The 17,100-nt window shown below is 72.4% G+C and carries 19 protein-coding genes and 1 tRNA gene; 10 read left to right on the plus strand and 10 right to left on the minus strand.

Going from position 1 to position 17,100, the window contains the following annotated elements:
* The 5 genes from ABZ621_RS12975 to ABZ621_RS12995 are packed head-to-tail and all read right to left on the minus strand — an operon-like array spanning position 1 to position 2,793.
* Complete coding sequence (locus ABZ621_RS12975) at positions 1–375, minus strand: DUF202 domain-containing protein (RefSeq protein ID WP_360603686.1); 375 nt, start codon at positions 373–375, stop codon at positions 1–3.
* The gene (locus ABZ621_RS12980) at positions 375–767 is read right to left on the minus strand and encodes a DUF202 domain-containing protein (protein ID WP_360603688.1); all 393 of its coding nucleotides are present in this window, start codon (positions 765–767) and stop codon (positions 375–377) included. Before ABZ621_RS12980 ends, ABZ621_RS12975 begins: the two co-directional genes overlap by 1 nt.
* 23 nt (positions 768–790) lie before the next feature.
* A complete protein-coding gene (locus tag ABZ621_RS12985; RefSeq protein ID WP_360603690.1) occupies positions 791–1,318 on the minus strand; it encodes an NUDIX domain-containing protein in 528 nt (175 codons plus the stop codon).
* A 48-nt stretch (positions 1,319–1,366) separates the two neighbouring features.
* Positions 1,367–2,131, minus strand: a complete 765-nt coding sequence (locus ABZ621_RS12990; protein WP_360603692.1) for a glucose 1-dehydrogenase — start codon at positions 2,129–2,131, stop codon at positions 1,367–1,369.
* Positions 2,128–2,793 (minus strand): TetR family transcriptional regulator, encoded by a 666-nt coding sequence (locus ABZ621_RS12995; protein ID WP_360603694.1) that lies wholly within the window; start codon positions 2,791–2,793, stop codon positions 2,128–2,130. The genes ABZ621_RS12990 and ABZ621_RS12995 overlap by 4 nt, the downstream gene beginning before the upstream one ends.
* Before the next feature lie 150 nt (positions 2,794–2,943).
* Here ABZ621_RS12995 and ABZ621_RS13000 point away from each other — a divergent pair, with 150 nt between their 5' ends.
* Both ABZ621_RS13000 and ABZ621_RS13005 read left to right on the plus strand, forming a co-directional pair.
* Positions 2,944–4,599 (plus strand): FAD-binding dehydrogenase, encoded by a 1,656-nt coding sequence (locus ABZ621_RS13000; protein ID WP_360603696.1) that lies wholly within the window; start codon positions 2,944–2,946, stop codon positions 4,597–4,599.
* Between the two features lie 194 nt (positions 4,600–4,793).
* A complete protein-coding gene (locus ABZ621_RS13005; RefSeq protein ID WP_360603698.1) occupies positions 4,794–5,678 on the plus strand; it encodes a TIGR03619 family F420-dependent LLM class oxidoreductase in 885 nt (294 codons plus the stop codon).
* A 77-nt stretch (positions 5,679–5,755) separates the two neighbouring features.
* Here the strand turns inward: ABZ621_RS13005 and ABZ621_RS13010 are convergent, their stop codons facing one another.
* Complete coding sequence (locus ABZ621_RS13010; protein WP_360603700.1) at positions 5,756–7,153, minus strand: gluconate:H+ symporter; 1,398 nt, start codon at positions 7,151–7,153, stop codon at positions 5,756–5,758.
* Between the two features lie 41 nt (positions 7,154–7,194).
* Entirely contained in the window at positions 7,195–7,722 is a 528-nt protein-coding gene (locus ABZ621_RS13015; RefSeq protein ID WP_360603702.1) for a gluconokinase, read from the minus strand.
* Between the two features lie 202 nt (positions 7,723–7,924).
* On the opposite strand from ABZ621_RS13015, the gene ABZ621_RS13020 reads away from it, so the two are divergent.
* From ABZ621_RS13020 to ABZ621_RS13035, 4 genes are all read left to right on the plus strand, one after another.
* Positions 7,925–8,626, plus strand: coding sequence for an FCD domain-containing protein (locus ABZ621_RS13020; protein WP_360603704.1), 702 nt, complete (start codon positions 7,925–7,927; stop codon positions 8,624–8,626).
* A gap of 223 nt (positions 8,627–8,849) precedes the next feature.
* On the plus strand, positions 8,850–10,307 hold the full coding sequence (locus ABZ621_RS13025) for an amino acid permease (RefSeq protein ID WP_360603706.1): 1,458 nt from the start codon (positions 8,850–8,852) through the stop codon (positions 10,305–10,307).
* A 129-nt stretch (positions 10,308–10,436) separates the two neighbouring features.
* Positions 10,437–11,522: an S-(hydroxymethyl)mycothiol dehydrogenase gene (locus tag ABZ621_RS13030; RefSeq protein ID WP_360603708.1), complete on the plus strand. Its 1,086-nt coding sequence runs from the start codon at positions 10,437–10,439 to the stop codon at positions 11,520–11,522.
* Positions 11,522–12,151 (plus strand): MBL fold metallo-hydrolase, encoded by a 630-nt coding sequence (locus tag ABZ621_RS13035; protein ID WP_360603710.1) that lies wholly within the window; start codon positions 11,522–11,524, stop codon positions 12,149–12,151. The genes ABZ621_RS13030 and ABZ621_RS13035 overlap by 1 nt, the downstream gene beginning before the upstream one ends.
* Here the strand turns inward: ABZ621_RS13035 and ABZ621_RS13040 are convergent.
* Both ABZ621_RS13040 and ABZ621_RS13045 read right to left on the minus strand, forming a co-directional pair.
* Complete coding sequence (locus tag ABZ621_RS13040) at positions 12,135–13,061, minus strand: pseudouridine synthase (protein ID WP_360603712.1); 927 nt, start codon at positions 13,059–13,061, stop codon at positions 12,135–12,137. The genes ABZ621_RS13035 and ABZ621_RS13040 overlap by 17 nt on opposite strands.
* Positions 13,062–13,132: 71 nt before the next feature.
* Positions 13,133–13,217: transfer RNA gene (locus ABZ621_RS13045), tRNA-Leu, on the minus strand.
* Between the two features lie 160 nt (positions 13,218–13,377).
* Between ABZ621_RS13045 and ABZ621_RS13050 the strand changes: the two genes are divergently transcribed.
* The 3 genes from ABZ621_RS13050 to ABZ621_RS13060 all read left to right on the plus strand — a co-directional run bounded on the left by ABZ621_RS13050 (position 13,378) and on the right by ABZ621_RS13060 (position 16,108).
* Positions 13,378–14,703, plus strand: coding sequence for a M20/M25/M40 family metallo-hydrolase (locus ABZ621_RS13050; RefSeq protein ID WP_360603714.1), 1,326 nt, complete (start codon positions 13,378–13,380; stop codon positions 14,701–14,703).
* Positions 14,704–14,847: 144 nt separating this feature from the next.
* Positions 14,848–15,081, plus strand: a complete 234-nt coding sequence (chpH, locus tag ABZ621_RS13055) for a chaplin ChpH (protein WP_360603716.1) — start codon at positions 14,848–14,850, stop codon at positions 15,079–15,081.
* A 172-nt stretch (positions 15,082–15,253) separates the two neighbouring features.
* Complete coding sequence (locus ABZ621_RS13060) at positions 15,254–16,108, plus strand: chaplin (protein WP_360603718.1); 855 nt, start codon at positions 15,254–15,256, stop codon at positions 16,106–16,108.
* 58 nt (positions 16,109–16,166) lie between these two features.
* On the opposite strand, the gene ABZ621_RS13065 is transcribed toward ABZ621_RS13060, so the two are convergent.
* Positions 16,167–16,355: a DUF5703 family protein gene (locus ABZ621_RS13065; RefSeq protein ID WP_360603720.1), complete on the minus strand. Its 189-nt coding sequence runs from the start codon at positions 16,353–16,355 to the stop codon at positions 16,167–16,169.
* A 47-nt stretch (positions 16,356–16,402) separates the two neighbouring features.
* Here ABZ621_RS13065 and ABZ621_RS13070 point away from each other — a divergent pair, with 47 nt between their 5' ends.
* Positions 16,403–17,041, plus strand: a complete 639-nt coding sequence (locus tag ABZ621_RS13070) for a hypothetical protein (RefSeq protein WP_360603722.1) — start codon at positions 16,403–16,405, stop codon at positions 17,039–17,041.
* The last annotated feature ends 59 nt before the right edge of the window (positions 17,042–17,100 follow it).

Here is a 17,100-nt window from a genome sequence, read left to right on the forward strand (position 1 = left end):
TCACCAGATCAGCACCGCCCCGCACACCGCCAACGCCACGGTGCACCCCGCGGCCAGCAGCGCGCCCCGGGTCGACAGGACCTGTGGCCGGGCGGTGTCCAGGGAGCGGATCCGCCGGTGGGTGACGGCCAGGAAGCCGATCCACAGCAGCGCGGCGAGGGCGAGGCCGGTCACGCCCGCGGCGGTGGCGTCGTCCATCAGGGCGAGCTTGACGCCGAGCACCGCCACGACCGTCCAGGACAGGGTCGTCCGCCGCCAGGCGAGCCGGGTCCGCTCCGGCTGGAGCCCGGGATCGCGGGCCTCGCCGCCGGAGGCTCCGGACCCGGACCCGGAGGACTCGCGGCCGGAGCCGGACCCGGGCGCGGCGCCGCCCACTAGCCGGCCCGGCCGACGACCACGAGGACGACCATGGCGACGGCCACCACGGCCACGGTGAGGCTCAGGACGGTGGGGAAGCGGGAGACCGGCAGGTCCTCGCCCCGGCGCATGGCCCGTTCGCAGCGGATCCAGTGGTTCACCGCGCGCAGCGCGCACAGCACTCCGGCGGCCAGCAGGGCGAGCGAGAGCCCGACCCGGACCGCCCAGCGCAGGTCCGGCAGGAACTGGTCGACGGCGAAACCGCCGCCGATGAGCGCGAGGGCCGTCCGGATCCAGGCGAGGAAGGTCCGCTCGTTGGCGAGGGAGAAGCGGTAGTCGGGGGTTTCGCCCTCGTCCCGGATCCGCCGCGGCGCGAACCACAGCCGCAGGCTCTGTACGAATCGACTCACCCCGGCACCCTAACGGCCCGCCGTCACCGGCTCTCGTCCGCCACCAGTCGCTCGTACGCCGCGAGCCCGTCCGGCACCCACTCCCAGGCCCCGGGCGCGCCGGGCAGCCGCTCGCGCAGCTCCTCCCCGGTCAGGAAGGCGTGCCAGGCGACCTCCTCCGCCTGCGGCCGCACCGGCAGGTCGCAGCGGACCTCGTACACGGACGACCACCACTTCCCGGCGACGCCCCCGGAGTCGTACAGGAACCTGAAGAGGAAGTCGGGCCGGGGGAGCCCGGAGACTCCCAGCTCCTCCTCGGCCTCGCGCAGCGCGGCGTCCTCGTAGGACTCGCCGGCGCCGACCACGCCGCCGACGAACAGGTCGTACATCGATGGGTACACCAGCTTCGTCGGCGTCCTGCGGTGCACGAAGAGCCGGCCCTCGGCGTCCCGCACCCGGATGAAGGTGCAGCGATGGATCAGGCCCCGCGCGTACACCTCACCGCGCGGAGCCTGTCCGATCACCCGGTCGTCCTCGTCGACGACGTCGATCATTTCCTCAGCGGCGCTCATGAGCCCATGAAAGCACCACGGGAACCACCGCCCCGCGACGGGCGGGGATCACTGCCCCATGACGTACTTGACCGTCGGGCCCGTCGTCCAGCCGCCGTCCACGGCGAGCTCGGCGCCCGTCACGTACGACGCGGCGTCCGAGAGCAGGAAGACGACCGCGCCGGCGATCTCGTCGGCCTCGCCGACCCGGCCCATCGGCGTGTTCGGGTACATGCCCTCCCCGCGCTGGATGCCGACCGAGGCCGTCATCGGCGTGTAGGTCATGCCCGGGTGGACCGAGTTGACCCGGATCCTCGCGGTGCCCAGCTCCACCGCGCCGATCTTCGTCAGCCCCCGCACGCCCCACTTGGAGGCGCCGTAGCCGGCGGTGAGCGCGAGGCCCATCAGGCCGGCCGCGGAGGAGATGTTGACGATGGAGCCGCTGCCGGCCTCCCTCATCGCCGGGATCGCGGCCTTCATGCCGATGAAGACGCCGGTGAGGTTGATGTCGAGGACCTTGCGGAAGTGCTCGACGCTCTCGGTCTCCAGGAGGGCGCCGGTGGAGATGCCGGCGTTGTTCACCAGGCCGTGCAGCCCGCCGAACTCGGCGACCGCGTAGGCGACGGCCGCCGCCCACTCCTCCTCGGAGGTGACGTCGTGGCGGAAGAAGCGGGCGCGCTCGCCGAGCGCCGCGGCGGTGGCCGCGCCGTCCTCGTCGAGGACGTCGGTCACGACCACGTTCGCCCCGGCGGCGACGGCCTGACGGGCCGCCTCCGCGCCCAGGCCGCGGGCGCCGCCGGTGATGAGGACGGTCTTGCCGGTGAGGTCGTTCATGGGGAGGTCCTTTCGGGGTGGTGCTCGGTGGTTCGGTCGCGCCCGGGCCGTGCGGCCCGGAGGAGCGCGGTGGTGGTCTCGACGAGGTCGGCGAGGAAGAGCGGCTCGTCGGTGAGCGGCTCCGCCCCGGCGAGGTACTGCCGCGCCCGGTCGGCGAGCGCCGCGCCGACCACGGTGAGCGCCAGGTCCACGCGTTCCAGGAGCAGCGGCTCGGGCAGCCCGTCGGCGGCCAGCCGGTCGGCGAGGCGCTCGATCAGCCCCCAGTAGGCGGTGCCGGCCAGGGTGGGGTGCGGGGTGCGGGAGCGGATGCCGCTCTCGTGGCTGAGCTGCGCGGAGATCCGCAGACACCGGCACCCGCGCTCGGTCCGCAGCTCACTGGCCTCGGCCGTGACGAGCGCCGCGACCAGCTCCCGTACCCCTGCCTCCGTGTCGTACGCGAGGGAGACGAGCACCTGCTCGGTACGGGCCAGCCGGCCGGCCATGACCGCGTCGAGGAGCCCGGCGCGGGAGCCGAAGTGGTACTGGACGGCCGACGGGTTGGCCTGTCCGGCGACGCGGGTGATGTCCCGCAGCTGGGCGCCGTCGACGCCCTGGGCGGCGAAGAGCTCCTCGGCCGCGCGGATCAGTTTGTCCCGGGTCTCGGGTCCTGACGTCCTTGCCATACATTCATATTAATGCTCGACATTAGAAAACGGGAGCGGGGCGTCGGCGCAGGCGTCCGGCACGCGCGGTCGCCTCGATTCGCGCCGGACGCTCACCTCGATCCGTGCGAATGGTTGACTGGATACATTCGTGTATCCAAGATGCGATCCATGTCCTACGACGCCGATGTGATCGTGATCGGGGCCGGCCTCGCCGGTCTCGTCGCCACCGCCGAACTGGTCGACGCCGGCCGGTCCGTGATCCTCCTGGACCAGGAGCCCGAACAGTCCCTCGGCGGCCAGGCCCACTGGTCCTTCGGCGGGCTCTTCCTCGTCGACTCGCCCGAACAGCGCCGGCTGCGCGTCCGGGACAGTCACGACCTCGCCCTCCAGGACTGGATGGGCACCGCCGGCTTCGACCGGCCCGAGGACGCGTGGGCCCGCCGCTGGGCGGAGGCGTACGTCGACTTCGCCGCCGGCGAGAAGCGTTCCTGGCTGCACGCGCGCGGGATCCGCTTCTTCCCCGTCGTCGGCTGGGCCGAGCGCGGCGGCTACGACGCCAACGGCCACGGCAACTCCGTCCCCCGCTTCCACATCACCTGGGGTACGGGCCCCGGCCTCGTCGCCCCCTTCGAGGCGAAGGTCCGCGAGGGCGTCGCCCGTGGCCTCGTCACCTTCCGCTTCCGCCACCGCGTCACCTCCCTCGGCCGTACCGCGGGCGCCCTCGACACGGTCACCGGCGAGGTCCTGGAGCCCTCGGACGCCGAGCGCGGCACCGCCAGCAGCCGCGCCGTCACCGGCTCCTTCGAGCTGCGGGCCCAGGCGGTGATCGTCACCACCGGCGGCATCGGCGGCAACCACGACCTGGTCCGCGCCCAGTGGCCCGCCCGCCTCGGCACCCCGCCCGAGAAGCTGCTCTCCGGCGTCCCCGCCCACGTCGACGGCCTGATGCTCGGCATCGCGGAGAAGGCCGGCGCCCGGCACGTCAACCGCGACCGGATGTGGCACTACACCGAGGGCATCGAGAACTGGAACCCCATCTGGGCCCGGCACGGCATCCGCATCCTGCCCGGCCCCTCCTCCCTCTGGCTCGACGCCACCGGCAAGCGGCTCCCGGTCCCGCTCTTCCCCGGCTTCGACACCCTCGGCACCCTCGAACACATCATGCGGACCGGCCACGACCACACCTGGTTCGTCCTCGACCAGCGGATCATCGGCAAGGAGTTCGCCCTCTCCGGCTCCGAGCAGAACCCCGACCTCACCGGCAAGTCCGTCCGCGACGTCCTCGGCCGGGCCCGCGCCGACGTTCCCGGCCCCGTCCGGGCGTTCATGGACAAGGGCGCCGACTTCGTCGTCGAGGACGACCTGCCGTCCCTGGTCCGCGGCATGAACCGGATCACCGGCCGGGACCTCGTCGACGAGGACGCCCTCCGCCGCGAGGTGACCGCCCGCGACCGCGAGATCGCCAACCCCTTCACCAAGGACCTCCAGATCACCGCGATCCGCGGCGCCCGCAACTACCTCGGCGACCGCCTCATCCGTACCGCCGCCCCGCACCGCATCCTCGACCCCAAGGCCGGCCCCCTCATCGCCGTCCGCCTCAACATCCTCACCCGCAAGTCCCTCGGAGGCCTCCAGACCGACCTCTCCTCCCGCGTCCTCACCGAGACGGGCGAACCCCTTCCGGGCCTGTACGCGGCCGGCGAGGCCGCCGGCTTCGGCGGCGGCGGCGTCCACGGCTACCGCTCCCTCGAGGGCACCTTCCTCGGCGGCTGCGTCTTCTCCGGCCGCGCGGCGGGCCGCGCGGCGGCCGAGGCCGTGGCGTAGACGTACGCCCCTCGCCCCCCGGCGCCGTGTAGCGGTGCCGACGTGAGGCCCCGCCACGCGCGCGTGGCCCGTCCGACCGGCCCCGCCACACGCGTGGCCCGGACGTCCGGCCCACCCCCGCCACGCGCGCGTGGCGGGGGTCACACGCCGGGCCCTTCGTGTCGCGGAACCTCCCGGTGCCCAGGATGGGGCCCATGGAGATAGGCATCGCACTGCCCCAGTACGGCACCCACGCCCGCGCCGACCGCATCGCGGACTTCGCCCGGGACGCCGAGGAGGCCGGGTTCGACTCGTTCTGGGTCGGCGACCGCGTCCTCACCCCGGTCGCCCCCGGCGACCTCTATCCGGGGCACACGCCGGAGAACCCGTACCCCCACCAGTACAAGACCTTCCTCGACCCGCTGACGGTGCTCACCGTCGCCGCCGGTGCGACCTCCCGCGCCCGGCTCGGCACGAGCACCCTCAACGGCCCCTGGTACCCGCCCGCGCTGCTCGCCCGCTCCCTCACCTCCCTCGACCAGGTCAGCGGCGGGCGCCTCGACGTCGGTCTCGGCATCGGCTGGCTGCGCGACGAGTACACCGCCGTCGGCGCGGACTTCGGCAGGCGCGGCGCCCTCCTCGACGAACTGCTCGACGTCCTCCACGGCATCTGGACCCAGGAGGAGTTCGGCCACCGCGGCCCCCACTGGACGATCCCCGTCTCCTTCGTGGGCCTGCGCCCCGTCCAGCCCGCCGGACCCCCCGTCTATCTGGGCGGCTTCAGCCCGGCCGCACTGCGCCGGGTCGGCCGACGGGCCGCCGGCTGGGTCGGCGCCGTCCTGCCGCCCGGCGCGGCCGAGGGACTGTGGGAGGTGGCGCGGCGCGCGGCCGGCGAGGCGGGCCGCGACCCGGAGGCGCTGCGCCGGCGGATCCGCTGCAACCCCGGCCCCGGCACCTCGGCGGACGCCATCGCCGTGGTCCTCGACGGGGTGCGCGCCACCGGCGCCGACGGCTGCTTCGTCGACCTCCAGCGGTCGGTCGACTCGCCGGACGAGGCCCTGGAGCTCGGGGCCGAGGTCCTGGACCTGCTGCGGGGCTGAGCGCGAGCACCGACCGGGCACGACGAAGGCCCCGGACCCCTGCGAAGAGGTCCAGGGCCGTCGCGGCACCCGCGCCGCTACACCAGCAGCGACAGCAGCAGCACGAACACCAGGCCCACCACCGAGATGATGGTCTCCATCACCGACCAGGTCTTGATCGTCTGGCCGACGTTCATGCCGAAGTACTCCTTCACCAGCCAGAATCCGGCGTCGTTGACGTGGCTGAAGAAGAGCGAACCGGCACCGATGGCCAGCACGAGCAGCGCCGTCTCACCGGTCGACATGCCCGCGGCCAGCGGGGCCACCAGGCCCGCCGCCGAGATCGTCGCGACCGTGGCGGAGCCCGTCGCGAGCCGGATGGCGACCGCGATCAGCCAGGCCAGCAGCAGCGCCGGGATCGACCAGTCCTTGGAGAAGTCCAGGATCATCTGGCCGACGCCGATGTCGATCAGGGTCTGCTTGAAGCCGCCGCCGGCGCCGACGATCAGCAGCACGCCCGCGATCGGGGCGAGGGACTTATCGACGGTCGAGGACAGCCGCTCCTTGGTGAAGCCGGCCGCGCGGCCCAGGGTGAACAGGGCCACTATGACGGCGGCGAGCAGCGCGATCAGCGGCGAGCCGATGACGTCGGTGACCTTCTGCACCGCGTTCTCCGGGTCGTCGACCACGATGTCGACGAGCGCCTTCACCAGCATCAGGACGACCGGCAGCAGCACGGTGGCGACGGTGACGCCGAAGCCGGGGCGCTTCTCCAGGTCCTCGGAGGGACGCGACGGGATCATGTGCTCGGGCGCCTGGATGTCCACCCAGCGGGCGGCGTACCGGGAGAAGAGCGGACCGGCGATGATCACGGTCGGGACGGCGACGACCAGGCCGAGGGCGAGGGTGACGCCCAGGTTGGCGCCGACCGCGTCGATCGCGACGAGCGGGCCGGGGTGCGGCGGGATGAGCCCGTGCATCACGGAGAGACCGGCGAGGGCGGGGATGCCGATCCGCATCAGGGAGTAGTTGCCGCGCTTGGCGACCATCAGGACCACCGGGATCAGCAGCACGATGCCGACCTCGAAGAAGAGCGGCAGGCCGATCACCGAGGCGATCAGGACCATCGCCCACGGCATGGACCGCTTGCTCGCCTTCGCGAGGATCGTGTCGACGATCTGGTCGGCACCGCCGGAGTCGGCGAGCAGCTTGCCGAGGATCGCGCCGAGCGCGATCAGCACGCCGACGCCGGCGACGGTGTTGCCGAGTCCGGTGCTGAACGACTTGATGGTGTCCGCGAGCGGCGCCCCGGCGAACGCGCCGAGCGCGAGCGAGCCGATGGTCAGCGCCAGGAAGGCGTGCAGCTTGAACTTGGTGATGAGCAGGACGATGACGGCGATGCCGGCGAGAACGGCGATGCCCAGCTGGGCGTTGCCGGCCGAGGTGATCGGTTCGACGGCGTCCGCTGCCAGGGTCTCGACGCTGAGACTGGTCACGGTGGTGTCCTTCGTACGGGCAGGTGGGGAGGGCGGGAGGGTCAGCCGGCGAGGCGCCGCAGCGCGGCGACGGCCCGGTCGGTGATCTCCTCGGGGGTGCCGGAGACGTCGACGGCGACGCCGGCCTCGTCGTCCTGCAGCGGCTGCAGGGTGGCGAACTGTGAATCGAGCAGCGCGGTGGGCATGAAGTGGCCCTTGCGGGAGGCCATCCGGCCCTCGATCAGCTCCCGGTCGCCGGTCAGGTGGAGGAAGACGACCCCGGGGGCGGCCGCGCGCAGCCGGTCCCGGTAGATCCGCTTCAGCGCGGAGCTGCTCACCACCCCGCCGAGCCCGGCCCGGTCGTGCGCCCAGGCGCCGATGGCGTCGAGCCACGGTTCCCGGTCGGCGTCGTCGAGCGGGACGCCGGCCGACATCTTGGCCACGTTTGCCGCCGGGTGGAAGTCGTCGCCCTCGGCGTACGGCAGGCCGAGGGCGCCGGCCACCAGCGGGCCGATCGTGGTCTTCCCGGTCCCGGCGACGCCCATGACGACGACGACCGGGGGAGCGGCGGGGTGGGGGGTGGTGCTCATGGAGGTGCCTCGCTGTCTTCTTCGACATCGGTGCTGCTCGACATCGGTGGTGTCTTCGCGACATCGGTGCTGTCTTCGCGACATCGATCCGTCGCGCTCATGAAACCCATTGAGTACGACGTATTCAAGAGTCTGTGACGTAAAAGTAGTACTTTTAATTCCCGAGGTGATCACCGGACGGCCCCCGCATAGGCTGAGCCCCATGACGACATCGGCCCAGGGGCTCCACTCGCACGTGCTCGCCACCCTGGGCCTGGCCATCACCGCCGGGGAGTACCCGCCCGGCACGGTGCTCCGCACCGACGAGCTCGCCCAGACCTTCGACGTCTCCCGGACCGTCGTCCGCGAGGTCGTCCGCGTCCTGGAGTCGATGCACCTGGTGGAGTCCCGCCGCCGGGTCGGCGTCACGGTCCTGCCCACCGAGAGCTGGAACGTCTACGACCCCCAGGTCATCCGCTGGCGCCTGGCCGGCGCCGACCGCCCCCGCCAGCTCCGCTCGCTCACCGTGCTGCGCTCCGCCGTCGAGCCCGTCGCCGCCGGCCTCGCCGCCCTCCACGCGACCCCGGACCAGTGCCGCGAGCTCACCGAGCAGGCCCTCGGCATGGTCGCCACCTCGCGCGGCCGGCAGCTGGAGGCGTACCTCGTCCACGACATCGCCTTCCACCGGGTCGTCCTGAACGCGTCGGGGAACGAGATGTTCGCCCGCCTCGGCGACGTCGTCGCCGAGGTCCTCACCGGTCGCACCCACCACCACGTCATGTTCGAGGACCCCGACCCGGCCGCCGTCACCCTCCACGTCCAGGTCGCCGAGGCGGTACGGGAGCGGGACGCCGTCCGCGCCGAGGCGCTGACCCGCGAGATCGCCGTCGGCGCGCTCAAGGAGCTGGACGTCCTGGCCCCGTGACGGCACCGGGCCGCCGCATGCCGCTCGTACGCCGCTCGTACGCCGTACAGCGCTGCGTAACCTCTGAACTAGCTCAAATCCGGGCGTTCAGTGAGTTCGCTCACAGTCAGTGAGCATGTCTTGCCGTGAGGATGTCCGCTGGCCGTCCGAGGCGACCCCCACGAAGGGGCCCGGCCCGGCCGCACCGCACAGCCCCCACCCCCTCACGAAGGCGAACAACTCCATGACTGACCGCGTCACCGCGGCCGAGCCGCTGTCCGCCGCCCCGGCGCACACGGCCGGCTCCCCCCACGTGGACGCCGGCGACGCCGGGTACCGCAAGGACCTCAAGTCCCGGCACATCAACATGATCGCCATCGGCGGCGCGATCGGCACCGGCCTCTTCCTCGGCGCCGGCGGCCGGATGGCCAGCGCGGGTCCCTCGCTCTTCATCGCGTACGCGGTCTGCGGCGTCTTCGCCTTCTTCGTGGTCCGGGCCCTCGGCGAGCTGGTGCTCTACCGCCCGTCCTCCGGCGCCTTCGTCTCCTACGCCCGTGAGTTCATGGGCGAGAAGGGCGCCTACACGGCCGGCTGGCTGTACTTCCTGAACTGGTCGACCACCGCCGTCGCCGACATCACCGCCGCGGCCACCTACGCCCACTTCTGGTCGATGTTCAGCGACGTCCCGCAGTGGATCCTCGCCCTGATCGCCCTCGCGGTCGTCCTCGCCGCCAACCTCATCTCGGTGAAGTACTTCGGCGAGATGGAGTTCTGGTTCGCGATCATCAAGGTCGCCGCGCTCGTCGCCTTCATGCTCGTCGGCATCTTCCTCGTCGTGACCTCGCACGACGTCGGCGGCTCCACCCCGGGCCTCGCCAACATCACCGAGAACGGCGGCATCTTCCCCAACGGCATGATGCCGATGCTCCTGCTCATCCAGGGCGTCGTCTTCGCCTACGCCTCCGTCGAGCTCTGCGGCGTCGCCGCCGGCGAGACCGAGAACCCCGAGAAGATCATGCCGAAGGCGATCAACTCGATCATGTGGCGCGTCGGCCTCTTCTACGTCGGCTCCGTCGTCCTGCTCGCGCTGATCCTCCCGTACACCGCCTACTCCGGCGACCAGAGCCCCTTCGTCACCGTCTTCGACAAGCTGGGCATCCCCGGCGCCGCCGGCGTGATGAACCTCGTCGTCCTCACCGCCGCCCTCTCCAGCCTCAACTCCGGCCTGTACTCCACCGGCCGCATCCTGCGCTCCATGTCGCTGGCCGGCTCCGCGCCGAAGTTCACCGGCGTCATGAACAAGGGCGGCGTCCCCTATGGCGGCATCCTGCTCACCGCGGGCTTCGGCGTCGTCGGCGTGATCCTCAACGCCAGGATGCCCGAGGACGCCTTCGAGCTGGTCCTCAACTTCGCCTCGATCGGCATCATCGGCACCTGGGCCATGATCATGGTGTGCTCGCTGCTCTTCGTCCGCCGCGCCAAGCAGGGCGTGCTCGCCCGCCCCGCCTACCAGCTGCCCTGGGCTCCGTACACCCAGATCGTCACCCTGGTCTTCCTCGGCTCCGTCCTCGTCCTCATGTGGATGGACGGCGGCATCGGCCGCACCACCGTCAACTGCCTGCCGCTGATCGGCGCGGCCCTCGTCGGCGGCTGGTTCCTGGTCCGCCGCCGGGTCCGCGAGACCTCCGGCAAGCAGGACTGACCCCGTCCCCCCCGACTCCCCCCACGGGAGCGGCGGACCCCCGCAGGCACGGCCTGCGGGGGTCTCGCCTTTTATCAGGAGATAGTGGTACGCAGGAGGCTTACAAGATCCTCTGAAGGGAAGTCAGCGATGCCACAGCACGTGCGGGGCGTCATCGCCCCCGGCCGCAACGAGCCGGTGCGGATCGAGACCGTCGTCATCCCCGACCCGGGCCCCGGAGAGGCCGTCGTCCGCGTCGAGGCCTGCGGTGTCTGCCACACCGACCTGCACTACAAGCAGGGCGGGATCAACGACGACTTCCCCTTCCTCCTCGGCCACGAGGCCGCGGGCACCGTGGAGGCGGTCGGCGAGGGCGTCACCGACGTCGCCCCCGGCGACTACGTGATCCTCAACTGGCGGGCCGTCTGCGGCCAGTGCCGCGCCTGCCGCCGCGGCCGCCCCTGGTACTGCTTCGACACCCACAACGCGAAGCAGAAGATGACGCTCCTCGACGGCACGGAGCTCTCCCCGGCCCTCGGCATCGGCGCCTTCGCCGAGAAGACCCTCGTCGCCGCCGGCCAGTGCACCAAGGTCGACCGCTCCGTCGCCCCCGAGATCGCCGGCCTCCTCGGCTGCGGCGTGATGGCCGGCATCGGCGCCGCCATCAACACCGGCAACGTCTCCCGCGGCGACACCGTCGCCGTCATCGGCTGCGGAGGCGTCGGCGACGCCGCCATCGTCGGATCCCGCCTCGCCGGCGCCGCGAAGATCATCGCCGTCGACGTCGACGAGCGAAAACTGGCCAAGGCCAAGGAGATGGGCGCCACCGACACCGTCGACTCCCGCACCACCGACCCCGTCGAGGCGATCCGCGCCCTCACCGGCGGCTTCGGCGCCGACGTCGTCATCGAGGCCGTCGGCCGCCCCGAGACGTACCGGCAGGCCTTCTACGCCCGCGACCTCGCCGGCACCGTCGTCCTCGTCGGCGTCCCCACCCCCGAGATGCAGCTCGAACTGCCCCTCCTCGACGTCTTCGGCCGCGGCGGCTCCCTCAAGTCCTCCTGGTACGGCGACTGCCTGCCCTCCCGCGACTTCCCCATGCTCATCGACCTGCACCGGCAGGGCCGCATCGACCTCGGCGCCTTCGTCACCGAGACCATCGCCCTCGACGACGTCGAGAAGGCCTTCGCCCGCATGCACGAGGGCGACGTGCTGCGCTCGGTGGTGGTGCTGTGATGACCGCCCGCATCGACCACCTGGTCACCTCCGGCACCTTCAGCCTCGACGGCGGCACCTGGGACGTCGACAACAACGTCTGGATCGTCGGCGACGACGAGGAGGCGATCGTCATCGACGCCGCCCACGACCCCGACGCCATCCTCGAAGCCCTCGACGGCCGCGCCCTGCGCGCCATCGTCTGCACCCACGCCCACGACGACCACGTCGGCGCGGCCCCCGCGCTCGCCGCCGCCACCGGCGCCCGCATCCTGCTGCACCCCGCCGACCAGCCGCTGTGGAAACTCACCCACCCCGACCACACCCCCGACGGCGACCTCGCCGACGGTCAGGTCCTCACCATCGCCGGCACCGACCTGAGGGTCCTCCACACCCCGGGCCACGCCCCCGGAGCGGTCTGCCTGCACGTCCCCGACCTGGGCACCGTCTTCACCGGCGACACCCTCTTCCAGGGCGGCCCCGGCGCCACCGGCAGGTCCTTCTCCGACTTCCACACGATCGTCGACTCGATCCGGGAGAAGCTCCTCACCCTCCCGCCGGAGACGGTCGTCCGCACCGGCCACGGCGACTCCACCACCATCGGCGCGGAAGCCCCGCACCTCCAGGAGTGGATCAAGCGGGGACACTGAGCGAGAGGCGGCTCGTGAACCGCCTCTCCTCGCCCGTGAACGGGTCGGGGAACTCCAGCGCCGCCGCGAGCAGCCGCAGCGGCCGCCGGTAGTCCTCCGGCCCGTCCTCACGCACCACCGGATACAGCGGATCGTCGACGATCGGCAGCCCCAGCGCGTTCATGTGCACCCGCAGCTGATGCGTCTTCCCCGTCTCCGGCAGCAGCCGGTACCGCCCGTAGGCGCCGAGCCGCTCCACCAGCTCGATCCGGCTCACCGCGTTCGGCTCGCCCGGCACCTCCCGGGCGGCCAGCACGCCCCGCTCCTTCTCGATCCGGCTGCGCACCGTCACCGGCAGCGCCACCCCGGGGTCGTACGCCGCCACCGCCGCGTACTCCTTGCGCACCCGCCGCTCCTTGAACAGCAGCTGGTACGCCCCCCGGTCCGCCGGCCGCACCACGAAGAGCACGAGCCCCGCCGTCAGCCGGTCGAGCCGGTGCGCCGGCTGGAGCTCCGGCATCCCCAGCTCCGCCCGCAGCCGCGCCACCGCCGTCTCGGTCACATGCCGCCCGCGCGGGGTCGTCGCCAGGAAGTGCGGCTTGTCCGCCACCAGGATCCGCTCGTCCCGGTACACCACCCCGACCTCGAACGGCACCCGCTCCTCGGGCGCGAGGTCCCGGTGGAACCACAGCCACCGCCCCGGCTCGTACGGCTCCGAGGCCGCCGCCGCCCGCCCGTCGGCCCCGACGAACCGTCCCGCGTCCAGCATCGCGCCGATCCGCTCCGCGCCGACCGCGGCCCCGTACCGCCCCAGCAGGTACGCCCCCACGGTCGGCCAGGTCCCCGCCGGATCCTCCGGCAGCCGGAGCCGCACGGGGTCGATCCCGTCCCGCTGCGGCAGCGGCGCCGCCGGCACCCTCTTCCTGCGCACCGCTCCGCCTCGCCCTCGTCCGCACAACGCCGAAGTCCCGGTCGAGTGAACTCGACCGGGACTTCTTCATGTGTCCGAGGGGGGACTTGAACCCCCACGCCCGATAAAGGGCACTAGCACCTCAAGCTAGCGCGTCTGCCATTCCGCCACCCGGACTAGGTGTCTGTCTCGCGGCCCTGAGCCGTTCCGACGAGGGAAACCATAGCAAACAATCGGACCGGCCGATCACCACGCCCTTGCGCCGCCGGGGCGGGCGCGGGGGAGGATGGGGGCGACCACCAGCAAGCACGTGGGGCACGTCGTGGGAGGAAGCAGCGTGAGCGAGTCGAACACCGGCCGGACCGTCGCGGGCGAGGACGAGGTCGTCGACCTCTGCCGGGACCTCATCCGCATCGACACCAGCAACTACGGCGACCACTCCGGCCCGGGGGAGCGCGCCGCGGCCGAGTACGTCGCCGAGAAGCTCGCCGAGGTCGGCCTCGAACCGAAGATCATCGAGTCGCACAAGGGACGGGCCTCCACCGTGGCCCGCATCGAGGGCGAGGACCCTTCGCGTCCGGCGCTGCTCATCCACGGGCACACCGACGTCGTCCCGGCCGACGCGGCCGACTGGACCCACCACCCCTTCTCCGGCGAGGTCGCCGACGGGTGCGTCTGGGGCCGCGGCGCCGTCGACATGAAGGACATGGACGCGATGACCCTCGCGGTCGTCCGCGACCGGCTGCGCAGCGGCCGCAAGCCCCCGCGCGACATCGTCCTCGCCTTCCTCGCCGACGAGGAGGCCGGCGGCACCTACGGCGCCCGCCACCTGGTCGACAAGCACCGGGACGTCTTCGACGGGGTCACCGAGGCCATCGGCGAGGTCGGCGGCTTCTCCTTCACCGTGAACGAGAACCTCCGCCTCTACCTGGTCGAGACCGCCCAGAAGGGCATGCACTGGATGCGGCTCACCGTCGAGGGCACGGCCGGCCACGGCTCGATGACCAACGACGACAACGCCATCACCGAACTGTGCGAGGCCGTCGGCCGGCTCGGCCGCCACCAGTGGCCGGTCCGCGTCACCAAGACCGTCCGCAGCTTCCTCGACGAGCTGTCCGACGCCCTCGGCACCCCGCTCGACCCCGAGGACATGGACGGCACCCTCGCCAAGCTCGGCGGCATCGCCAAGATGGTCGGCGCCACCCTGCGCAACTCCGCCGCCCCCACCATGCTCGGCGCCGGCTACAAGGTGAACGTCATCCCCGGCCAGGCCACCGCCCACGTCGACGGCCGCTTCCTGCCCGGCTACGAGCAGGAGTTCCTCGCCGACCTCGACCGGATCCTCGGCCCCAAGGTCCGGCGCGAGGACGTGCACGGCGACAAGGCCCTGGAGACCAGCTTCGACGGCGCCCTCGTCGACGCCATGCAGCTCGCGCTGCGCGCCGAGGACCCGATCGCCCGCGCCGTCCCGTACATGCTCTCCGGCGGCACCGACGCCAAGTCCTTCGACGACCTCGGCATCCGCTGCTTCGGCTTCGCCCCGCTCCAGCTGCCGCCGGAGCTCGACTTCGCCGGCATGTTCCACGGCGTCGACGAGCGCGTCCCCGTCGACGGCCTGAAGTTCGGCGTGCGCGTCCTGGACCGCTTCCTCGACGCCTGCTGACCGCGGGCCGGCCAGAATTCGGCAGCGCGTTTGGGTTTGCCCGGAAAGAGTGAATGCATCCGGGGGCTCGTAGCCCCCACCCTTCCCCCTCGTTACAGGTGATGCGGTCCGCGGCTGGGGCCGCATTGTCAACTAGGAGGAATAATGATCAAGAAGGTCGTCGCTGCTGCGGCTGCCACCGGCGGTCTCGTTCTCGCGGGCGCGGGCATGGCCGTCGCCGACGCGGGTGCCCAGGGTGCGGCCATCGGTTCCCCCGGTGTCCTCTCGGGCAACGTCGTGCAGGTCCCGGTTCACGTGCCGATCAACGCCTGCGGCAACACGGTCTCCGTGATCGGCCTGCTGAACCCCGCCTTCGGCAACACCTGCATCAACGCCTGACGTTGTGCCCCGCCCCTTGAGGGCGTGAGCCGTCCGGCCCCGGAGTGCGTGCCATGCACTCCGGGGCCGGTGGCCATTCCGCCCCGGGCACGGGCCCGGTGGCCCTCACTCCCCGCCGGTCGGGCGTTCGAGGCCGATCCGGCGCATTGCCGAGAAGGCAGGTAAGCAAGCTATGCGACAGGTCACGCGCAAGAGCATCATCACCGTCGCGGCGGCCGGAGGCGTCTTCGCGCTCGGCGGCGGCATCGCGCAGGCGGACTCCGCCGCGAGCGGCACGGCCAGGAACTCACCCGGCGTGGCGTCCGGGAACACCGTGCAGGTCCCGATCCATGCCCCGGTCAACGCCTGCGGCAACACCGTCGACGTCGTCGGGGTGCTCAACCCGGCGATGGGCAACTCCTGCGCGAACATCCCCGCGCAGTCCGGCCCCGGCACGTCCGGCGGCGCGTACGCGAGCGACTCCCCGGGCGTGGCCTCCGGCAACACGGTGGTGGTCCCGGTCGACGTGCCCGTGAACGCGTGCGGCAACAGCGTCACGGGCATCGGCCTCGGCAACCCCGCCACGGGCAACGACTGCGCCAACGGCCAGACCCCGGACTCCGGCTACGGCGAGGAGGAGCCCGGCGGTTACGGCGAGGAGCCGGGCGGCTACGGCGAGGAGACCCCGCCGGGGACCCCCGGGACCCCGGGCACGCCCGGCACACCCGGCACCCCTGGTACGCCGGGGACTCCCGGTACGCCGGGTACCCCTGGGACTCCCGGTACCCCCGGTACGCCGGGTACCCCCGGGACTCCGGGTACGCCTGGCACTCCCGGTACCCCCGGCACTCCCGGTACCCCCGGTGTGCCGCCCGGTCCCGGTGGTGGCTCGAACCACCCCGGGCCGCAGCTCACGCCGCCGCCGGCCTCCCCGGACGAGCTCGCAGAGACGGGTGCGTCCGCGCCGCTCGGCGTGATCGTGCCGGCCGCCGCGGGGATGCTCCTCGCGGGCTCGCTGGTCTACCGCCGCTCCCGCCGCGGCGCCTGACCCGCACCGGCCGGAACGCGAAGGGGCCCCGCACCGTGCGGGGCCCCTTCCGCGTCCGTCACCAGGTCGCGCGCATCTGACGGATGATCCGCCGCTTCAGCCGCACTCTGCGGCTCCCGTCCCGGCGGAGGGTGAGTCGGTCCAACTCCCAGTGTCCGTACTCGGCATGGTCGGTCAGAAGCCGCGTCGCCTCCCTGCGGGAGACCCCTCGCGGCACGTACACGTCGACAAATTCGTATTCCGGCATCGCATCTATTGTGCGGGCACCGGCCCGGTACGGATAGCGTCTGTCCCATGTCTGATGCTGCGCAGCCCACCGCTGCCGAGGTACGTGCCGCCGCAGAGGCGGTCAAGACCGCACTGGACCGCCACCTCGCGGCGGTCGAAGGCCGCACGGGGGACGACGACACGGCGGTGTACGAGGCGTTCAACGCGCTCGCCGCGGCCGCCGAGTCCTACGACGAACTCCTCTACGACCGCTACGACGAGGTGACCCCCTTCGAGATCCCGGGGGCCGACGAGGGGCTGCCGCCTTACGCCGGACCTGACGAACCCCACGCCCTCAGCGTGCTGATCCGCCGGGACTACGCGGTGGCCGAGCCGCGCCGGCTGGTGGCCCAGGCCCGGCGCGTCGCCGACCTGGACCACGACGAGGAGGGACCCCGCACCACGGCCGCCGCCCTCGGCGTCCTCTTCGGGGAGTACGAGCCCGACGAGATCGCCTCCCGGCACAAGGAGTTCGGCCTGGAGGAGGGCGACTCCACGCTGTGGGTGACCGCCGCGGGCGAGCTCCCGGAGCCGGGGGAGTGGCTGGCCGCCCCCTTCGAGCAGGCCGACCCGGAGCGGATCGTCTGCCGCTTCGACATCAGCTCCGTCTTCGACGATGACGAGGACGACGACGAGGAGGCCGGTGAGGTGGCCGCCGGCCGCTGACACGCGACGGGGAGGACGCCGGAGGGCCGGGACACCACTGCTGGACGTCCCGGCCCTCC

Origin of the sequence: Streptomyces sp. NPDC007863, assembly GCF_040633895.1 — a bacterium.
Lineage (GTDB): Bacteria > Actinomycetota > Actinomycetes > Streptomycetales > Streptomycetaceae > Streptomyces.

What these genes read in the sequence shown, in the direction of transcription:
- ABZ621_RS13065 (WP_360603720.1), bottom strand. Translation starts at nt 16,355, where the DNA reads ATGCCGGAATACGAATTTGTCGACGTGTACGTGCCGCGAGGGGTCTCC.
- ABZ621_RS13025 (WP_360603706.1), top strand. Translation starts at nt 8,850, where the DNA reads ATGACTGACCGCGTCACCGCGGCCGAGCCGCTGTCCGCCGCCCCGGCG.
- ABZ621_RS12995 (WP_360603694.1), bottom strand. Translation starts at nt 2,793, where the DNA reads ATGGCAAGGACGTCAGGACCCGAGACCCGGGACAAACTGATCCGCGCG.
- ABZ621_RS12985 (WP_360603690.1), bottom strand. Translation starts at nt 1,318, where the DNA reads ATGAGCGCCGCTGAGGAAATGATCGACGTCGTCGACGAGGACGACCGG.
- chpH (WP_360603716.1), top strand. Translation starts at nt 14,848, where the DNA reads ATGATCAAGAAGGTCGTCGCTGCTGCGGCTGCCACCGGCGGTCTCGTT.
- ABZ621_RS13005 (WP_360603698.1), top strand. Translation starts at nt 4,794, where the DNA reads ATGGAGATAGGCATCGCACTGCCCCAGTACGGCACCCACGCCCGCGCC.
- ABZ621_RS13035 (WP_360603710.1), top strand. Translation starts at nt 11,522, where the DNA reads ATGACCGCCCGCATCGACCACCTGGTCACCTCCGGCACCTTCAGCCTC.
- ABZ621_RS13015 (WP_360603702.1), bottom strand. Translation starts at nt 7,722, where the DNA reads ATGAGCACCACCCCCCACCCCGCCGCTCCCCCGGTCGTCGTCGTCATG.
- ABZ621_RS13030 (WP_360603708.1), top strand. Translation starts at nt 10,437, where the DNA reads ATGCCACAGCACGTGCGGGGCGTCATCGCCCCCGGCCGCAACGAGCCG.
- ABZ621_RS13070 (WP_360603722.1), top strand. Translation starts at nt 16,403, where the DNA reads ATGTCTGATGCTGCGCAGCCCACCGCTGCCGAGGTACGTGCCGCCGCA.
- ABZ621_RS12990 (WP_360603692.1), bottom strand. Translation starts at nt 2,131, where the DNA reads ATGAACGACCTCACCGGCAAGACCGTCCTCATCACCGGCGGCGCCCGC.
- ABZ621_RS13000 (WP_360603696.1), top strand. Translation starts at nt 2,944, where the DNA reads ATGTCCTACGACGCCGATGTGATCGTGATCGGGGCCGGCCTCGCCGGT.
- ABZ621_RS13060 (WP_360603718.1), top strand. Translation starts at nt 15,254, where the DNA reads ATGCGACAGGTCACGCGCAAGAGCATCATCACCGTCGCGGCGGCCGGA.
- ABZ621_RS13020 (WP_360603704.1), top strand. Translation starts at nt 7,925, where the DNA reads ATGACGACATCGGCCCAGGGGCTCCACTCGCACGTGCTCGCCACCCTG.